Annotated in this window: 4 protein-coding genes and 1 pseudogene; 2 read left to right on the top strand and 3 right to left on the bottom strand. The window is 71.9% G+C overall.

All coding sequences use genetic code 11. The annotated features are described in order from the left end of the window. Positions 1-16: 16 nt before the first annotated feature. The 3 genes from SSOG_RS15805 to SSOG_RS15795 all read right to left on the bottom strand — a co-directional run bounded on the left by SSOG_RS15805 (position 17) and on the right by SSOG_RS15795 (position 1,376). The gene (locus SSOG_RS15805) at positions 17-244 is read right to left on the bottom strand and encodes a DUF3107 domain-containing protein (RefSeq protein WP_039937703.1); all 228 of its coding nucleotides are present in this window, start codon (positions 242-244) and stop codon (positions 17-19) included. A 115-nt stretch (positions 245-359) separates the two neighbouring features. Continuing rightward, positions 360-1,001, bottom strand: a complete 642-nt coding sequence (locus SSOG_RS15800) for a TetR/AcrR family transcriptional regulator (RefSeq protein WP_039941140.1) — start codon at positions 999-1,001, stop codon at positions 360-362. Between the two features lie 135 nt (positions 1,002-1,136). Next, positions 1,137-1,376 (bottom strand): hypothetical protein, encoded by a 240-nt coding sequence (locus SSOG_RS15795; RefSeq protein ID WP_009715233.1) that lies wholly within the window; start codon positions 1,374-1,376, stop codon positions 1,137-1,139. 132 nt (positions 1,377-1,508) lie between these two features. On the opposite strand from SSOG_RS15795, the gene SSOG_RS15790 reads away from it, so the two are divergent. Continuing rightward, positions 1,509-2,582: an alpha/beta fold hydrolase gene (locus SSOG_RS15790; protein WP_039937701.1), complete on the top strand. Its 1,074-nt coding sequence runs from the start codon at positions 1,509-1,511 to the stop codon at positions 2,580-2,582. Between the two features lie 304 nt (positions 2,583-2,886). Then, positions 2,887-3,596: pseudogene (locus SSOG_RS53585) on the top strand (DUF3152 domain-containing protein); the annotation flags it as partial.

The following is a 3,596-nucleotide window of genomic DNA, read 5'->3' as shown; positions in this document are numbered from 1 at the left end:
GCCGTTGCGTCACGGCTCAGAGAGCGCTGAAGCCGACCTTGCGGGCGCTCGGCTCGCCGATCTCGACATAGGCGAGCCGGTCGGCCGGAACCAGGACCTTGCGGCCGTGTTCATCCACCAGGCTCAGCAACGGCGCCTTGCCGGCGAGCGCGTCGGACACCGCGCGCTCGACGTCCTCGACGGACTGCCCGCTCTCCAAGGTGATCTCGCGGGGCGCGTGCTGCACGCCGATCTTGACCTCCACGGCCTTGTCCCTCCGACGGTCATTTGGTGCGCGGCCGTCCGCGCTGTACGCAGCACACATTAGCCCGGGAATCGGGCCCGCTGGGCGGTGCGGGACAAGCCCGCAGCGAACACGGTCAGTGTCCGCTCTCCGCTCCGTGCAGCGGGAAGCCCGCGATACCGCGCCAGGCGAGCGAGGTGAGCAACTGCACAGCGGTGTCCCGGGGGACGGTGCTGCCGCTGGAGAGCCAGTAGCGCGCGACGACCTGCGAGACGCCGCCGAGGCCGACGGCCAGCAGCATGGACTCGTCCTTGGAGAGCCCGGTGTCCTCGGCGATCACCTCGCTGATCGCCTCGGCGCACTGGAGCGAGACCCGGTCCACGCGCTCGCGCACGGCGGGCTCGTTGGTGAGGTCGGACTCGAAGACGAGCCGGAAGGCGCCGCCCTCCTCCTCGACGTACGCAAAGTACGCGTCCATCGTGGCGGCGACCCGCTGCTTGTTCTCGGTCGTCGAGGCGAGCGCGGTGCGCACCGCCTGGAGCAGGGCCTCGCAGTGCTGGTCGAGCAGGGCGAGATACAGCTCCAGCTTGCCCGGGAAGTGCTGGTAGAGCACGGGCTTGCTGACCCCCGCGCGCTCGGCGATGTCGTCCATCGCAGCCGCGTGGTAGCCCTGTGCGACGAAGACCTCCTGGGCTGCCCCCAGGAGTTGGTTGCGTCGGGCTCGGCGCGGCAGGCGCGTACCCCGCGGGCGCGCCTCGGTCTGCTCGATGGCTGTCACGCCGCCTCCCATTGAATGTTCCGAGCACGGTGTCCACCGCGCCCGCCATCGTACTTTTGGGTAACAGGGCCGCGCGCGGTCCGTGCGGAGATTTTCACGGACTGGACTCTATGAAAGGCCCACCAAGGGTGCTGGTCACCGGTAGTCCTCCTCGTTCTCCTCGACGACCCTGGCCTGCTCCGCGCGGTCGGCCTCGTTGGCCTCCAGCGGTTCGTCGCCGGTCCGGTGATCGTCGCGGTGGGGTACGAGGTCGTGGTGCTGTTCCGCGGCGTCCGCCTCGGGGGCTTCTACGCCGTAGGGGGCGGAGTTGTCGTTGTTCTCGAGGTTCTCGAGGTCGTTCGCGAAGGTCTCGGGGTCGCTCGGATCGACGGACATGTACTCCCCTTCCCAGAGGCAGATGATCGCCCCTGTGTAATTACGAGCCTAGGAGAGGTCACTTTCGGACGCTACGTGGTCTGTGAGGGTGAACACACGGTCAGCCATGTGATCGTCTCGTAACATTGCGGCATGTCTTCGACCGAGCCGCCGGAAGCCCGCATCGTTGCCGCGGTGCCCCCCGCGCGGCCCGTGCGGGTCGGAGCGGGTGAAAAGCTGCGTACCACCAGCCTGCCCGGTCTCACGCTGAACGTGCGTACCCGTCCGCCGGCGGTTTCAGGGCTCCCGCCCGCGGTTTTTCTCCACGGTCTTGGCGGCTGTTCGCAGAACTGGTCGGCGCTGATGGAACAGCTCGCGGAGCGGCTGGATATCGAGGCCCCTGACCTGCCCGGATTCGGCGACTCCCCGCCGCCCGACGACGGCGACTACTCCATAACCGGCCACGCCCGGGCCGTCATCCGCCACCTCGACGCGAGCGGCCGCGGCCCCGTGCATCTGGCCGGAAATTCCATGGGCGGCACGATCGCCATCCGCGTCGCGGCCGTGCGGCCGGATCTGGTGCGAAGTCTCACACTCGTCTCGCCCGCGCTGCCCGAGCGGCGCCCGCAGCGCACCGCGGTGCCCACCGGGCTGCTCGCGATCCCCGGGGCGACCCGCCTCTTCAGCCGCGCGACCCGCGACTGGGACGCGGAGCGGCGCACCCGTGAGCTGCTGGCGCTCACCTACGGCGATCCCCGGCAGGTCAGCCAGGAGGACTTCGCGCTGGCGGTCGAGGAGTACGAGCGGCGGCTCGCCCTCCCGTACTTCTGGGACGCGCTCGCCCGTTCGGCGCGCGGTCTCATCGATTCCTACGCGCTCGGCGGCCAGTATTCGATGTGGCGGCAGGCCGAGCGGGTCCTCGCGCCCACACTGCTCGTCTACGGGATGCGCGACCAGCTGGTGTCCTTCCGGATGGCCCGGCGGGCGAGCGCAACCTTCCGCGACTCGCGTCTGTTGACGCTGTTGGACGCCGGACATGTGGCGATGATGGAGTACCCCGGAGCGGTGGCGCGGAGCATGCGCGAACTGCTCGACGACGTCGACGGACGACCGGTCGGCGTACGAGACGCACAAGAAGCACAACAAGCACGAGACGGACGGGACAGCCGGAAGATACGGGGCGTACCGGTGCCCGGAACAGACGGGAGCGGTGCGGCGCGTGGGTAAGCACAGCGCACGGGGCAGCCAGGAGGACCGGGACCCCGGGTCCGCCGAGGCGGAATCCGGCCCCGGTGCGGGAAGGCGGAGGCGCTCCGCCGCGCCCGGTGCCCAGGACCCGGCCGTGACACCGTCGCAGGGCATCCCGCGGACGGCCCACGGACCGGCCACGCCCCCGGCGCGCTCCAGGGGCGGACACCCAGGACACCCAGGACACCCGGGCCACCCGGGCCCGCCCGGGCACCCCGGCCCCGCCGGACACTCCGGGCGCCGTGAACAGGGCGGCGGCTGGAGCGCCTTCGGCACCGCCACCATGAACGCTCCTCAGCGCCCCGGCGGGCCCGCCGCCGAACCCTCCGCCGGTGGTGGACCGGGCGGCGGCGCACCGGGCGGTCGTCCGGGCGGGCTGATGCCCGGGCCGCGCAAGGAGTACCTGGAGGCGTTCGAGGCCCCTGGCGCCCCCGATGCCCTGGAGGCCGACGGCGAGGACGTCTTCGCCGCCGGTGCGCCCGGAGCGGTGCCGCCACCGCGCCGTACCCGCCCCGGCGCGGGCGCCGATGACGACAGTAAGAACGCCGCGGACGGCCTTGATGACGACACGGCGGCCGACGGGACCGAGCCGCCGGGGAAGAACGCGCGCGGGGTCACCAAGGGCGGCAAGGGGCGCACGTTCACCGGTGTCGCCGCCGCGGCCGTGACCACCGTGCTGGCCGTCGTGGTGGCCGGGCAGGTGGCGAACGGCCCGTCCGGCGACGGCAAGGCGCAGTCCAAGGGCGGTCCGGAGCGCGGCGACGGGGGTGCCGTGTCGTCCCGTACGGACGGCCGGGCCACCCCGTCCGCCTCCGCGTCCCCCGAACTCGCCACGTACGGCCAGAAGATGGCCGCCCCGTATCCGCTCGACCCGAAGCTCAAGGGCTCGGGCGCCTTCACGACCGTCCCCGGGAAGGACAAGGCGCCCGGCAAGGGCCAGGTCCTGCGCTACCGGGTGGACGTCGAGAAGGGGCTGCCGCTGGACGGCGCGCT

Source organism: Streptomyces himastatinicus ATCC 53653, from assembly GCF_000158915.1.
Taxonomy (GTDB): Bacteria; Actinomycetota; Actinomycetes; order Streptomycetales; family Streptomycetaceae; genus Streptomyces; species Streptomyces himastatinicus.
The sequence above is the reverse complement of the archived record's forward strand: the minus strand, read 5'-3'. Positions and strand labels throughout refer to the sequence as shown.

Bases quoted from the DNA above. Each gene is read 5' to 3' on its own strand.
- SSOG_RS15795 (WP_009715233.1), bottom strand. From the start codon at position 1,376: ATGTCCGTCGATCCGAGCGACCCCGAGACCTTCGCGAACGACCTCGAG.
- SSOG_RS15790 (WP_039937701.1), top strand. From the start codon at position 1,509: ATGTCTTCGACCGAGCCGCCGGAAGCCCGCATCGTTGCCGCGGTGCCC.